Genomic DNA, 2,902 nt, shown 5'->3' with positions numbered 1-2,902 from the left:
GGGGCGTGGGACCCGTGACATGTTTTGCTGTGTCCGGGGCGAACACGGGCCCCCGGCGCCGGAACGTTCCGTCGACGGGCGCCAGGGCGGTGCGGGCGGGGGTTCCCCGCCCTGGTCTCAGTGGATGATGCCGGTACGCAGCGCGACCGCGACCATGCCGGCCCGGTCGCCGGTGCCGAGCTTGCGGGCGATGCGGGCGAGGTGGCTCTTGACGGTGAGTGCGGACAGGCCCATCGAGACGCCGATGGCCTTGTTGGACTGGCCCTCCGCAACCAGCCTCAGCACCTCGACCTCGCGTCCCGACAACTCCCGGTAACCGCCCGGGTGACCGGGGGCGCCCGGCGGGCGGCGGTGCATGCGGGCGGCGGCGGCGCCGATGGGGGCGGCGCCCGGGCGGCCCGGAATGCCCAGGTTGGTGCGGGTGCCGGTGACGACGTAGCCCTTGACGCCACCGGCCAGCGCGTTGCGCACGGCGCCGATGTCGTCGGCGGCGGAGAGGGCCAGGCCGTTCGGCCAGCCCGCGGCGCGGGTCTCGGACAGCAGGGTGAGGCCGGAGCCGTCGGGGAGGTGGACGTCGGCGACGCAGATGTCGCGCGGGTTGCCGATACGAGGGCGGGCCTCCGCGACGGACGACGCCTCGATGACGTCGCGCACTCCGAGGGCCCACAGGTGACGGGTGACGGTGGAACGAACGCGGGGGTCGGCGACGACGACCATGGCCGTCGGCTTGTTCGGGCGATAGGCGACCAGGCTGGACGGTTGCTCGAGGAGAACAGACACCAGGCCTCCTGGAAAGTGGTGGGACGGGTCACCACTCCTTCGGCACCGATTCGGTCCAGCTTTAGGGAATGATCACGATTTGGTGAGTAACAATTCGGGCAATTCAGACTCGTGATCGATCAGTGCCGATCAGGACGTACTTCTCAGCGCGTCCTGATCAGTGCGTCCGCTCGGTGCGTCCGCTCAGCGCGTCCCGCCGGGGCCTCGGCGCTGGGGGAGGGAGACCACGCCCGCCTCCGTCGTCCCGGCCGGGGGGAGACCGGCGATCTGGCACAGCAGATCGCACCAGGCCGCCAGGTGCGCCCCGGTGTCCGGTACGCCCAGTGGCTCCGCGCCCGCCTCGTCCGCCCGCTCCGCCTCGGGGGGCGGGTGGTCCGACGGCGTCCAGGAGGCGCGGATCTCGATCCGGGTCGAGGGCTCCCGCTCCCCGATCCCGCCGAAGTAGTGCGAGCTGGCGCGCGTCACCGTGCCACTGGGCTCCACGCAGCAGAGCCCGCGCGCGTCCAGCGCGCCGGTGAGCCACGACCAGCACACCTCGGGCAGCAGGGGATCCGCCGCGATCTCCGGCTCCAGGTCGGCGTGGATCAGCGTGACCAGCCGGAAGGTGCCGCGCCAGGCGTCGTGGCCCGCCGGGTCGTGCAGCAGGATGAGCCGGCCCTCGGCCAGCTCCTCCTCGTCGTCGTCGGCGGTGGCGTCGGTGACCACCGCTTCGAGTGCGTAGGAGAACGGCGCCAGACGGCGCGGTGGTGGGGTCGGGTCTAGCTCCACCTCGGGCCGCACGCGGACCGCGCGCAGACCGGCGACCGCGCGCCGGAAGGCGAGCGGAGCGCCTTCCCCGCCCGCGTCCGGGCCCCCCGCACCGTCAGCACCGTTCGAGAGGTGTCCTTGAACCGCTGCCATGCCCGGAAGACTAGGCGCACTGAGGGCTTCAATCGGGGAGGAACACCCGGGTTGGCGGGTCACTCGTTCGGCCCGTGCGAAGATTTGGTGCATGAGCGCCACAGAGCGGCCCTCGGGCCAGCAGCAGACCGGCCGCCCGGCGGCGAACCCCTGCGCCGATTCGGCCTTCCTCCGGGCCTGTCGGCGCGAACCGGTGCCGCATACCCCGGTGTGGTTCATGCGGCAGGCGGGGCGCTCGCTGCCGGAGTACCGCAAGGTCCGCGAGGGCACCGCCATGCTGGAGTCCTGCATGCGGCCCGACCTGGTCACGGAGATCACGCTGCAGCCGGTGCGCCGTCACCGGGTGGACGCGGCGATCTACTTCAGCGACATCGTGGTGCCGCTCAAGGCGATCGGTCTCGACCTCGACATCAAGCCCGGCGTCGGCCCCGTCGTGGAGCAGCCCATCCGCAGCCGCGCGGATCTGGAGCGGCTGCGTCCGCTCGATCCCGATGATGTGAAGTACGTCACCGAGGCCGTCGGATCGCTCGTCGGCGAACTGGGCGCCACGCCCCTCATCGGCTTCGCGGGCGCGCCGTTCACGCTCGCCAGCTATCTGGTCGAGGGCGGCCCGTCGCGCAACCACGAGCACACCAAGGCGCTCATGTACGGCGACCCGGAGCTGTGGGCCGATCTGCTGGACCGGCTCGCGGACATCACCGCCACCTTCCTCAAGGTGCAGATCGAGGCGGGCGCCTCGGCCGTGCAGCTCTTCGACTCCTGGGTCGGCGCCCTGGCCCCGGCCGACTACCGCCGCAGCGTGATGCCCGCCTCCACGAAGGTCTTCGAGGCCGTCGCCGGATACGGCGTGCCGCGCATCCACTTCGGCGTCGGCACCGGTGAACTGCTCGGCCTGCTCGGCGAGGCGGGCGCGGACGTCGTCGGCGTCGACTGGCGGGTGCCGCTGGACGAGGCCGCCCGGCGGGTGGGCCCCGGCAAGGCGCTGCAGGGCAACATCGACCCCGCCGTGCTGTTCGCGCCGCGCGAGGCCGTGGAGGCCAAGGCGGCCGAGGTGCTGGACGCGGCCCAGGGGCTTGAGGGGCACATCTTCAACCTCGGCCACGGGGTGCTGCCCACCACCGACCCGGACTCCCTGACCCGGCTCGTGGAGTACGTCCACACCAACACCGCGCGCTGACCCCCAGGCCGCGCGGGAGCCGCAACCCCCCCCCCCCCACCCCGA

General features: G+C 72.7%; 3 protein-coding genes. 1 reads left to right on the top strand and 2 read right to left on the bottom strand.

Features of this window, described 5'->3' with window-relative positions; all coding sequences use genetic code 11:
• Positions 1-117: 117 nt before the first annotated feature.
• Positions 118-780: a response regulator transcription factor gene (locus tag ACFV9T_RS42645; RefSeq protein ID WP_063730929.1), complete on the bottom strand. Its 663-nt coding sequence runs from the start codon at positions 778-780 to the stop codon at positions 118-120.
• A gap of 183 nt (positions 781-963) precedes the next feature.
• Positions 964-1,680 carry a DUF3000 domain-containing protein gene (locus ACFV9T_RS42640; protein WP_385449261.1) on the bottom strand — a complete coding sequence of 239 codons (717 nt, stop codon included), beginning with the start codon at positions 1,678-1,680 and terminating at the stop codon, positions 964-966.
• Positions 1,681-1,771: 91 nt separating this feature from the next.
• Here ACFV9T_RS42640 and hemE point away from each other — a divergent pair, with 91 nt between their 5' ends.
• Positions 1,772-2,857: a uroporphyrinogen decarboxylase gene (gene hemE / locus ACFV9T_RS42635; protein WP_385449259.1), complete on the top strand. Its 1,086-nt coding sequence runs from the start codon at positions 1,772-1,774 to the stop codon at positions 2,855-2,857.
• Positions 2,858-2,902: the final 45 nt, after the last annotated feature.

The sequence above is a fragment of the Streptomyces sp. NPDC059850 genome (assembly GCF_042731515.1).
In the GTDB taxonomy this organism is placed as follows: Bacteria; Actinomycetota; Actinomycetes; order Streptomycetales; family Streptomycetaceae; genus Streptomyces.
The sequence above is the reverse complement of the archived record's forward strand: the minus strand, read 5'-3'. Positions and strand labels throughout refer to the sequence as shown.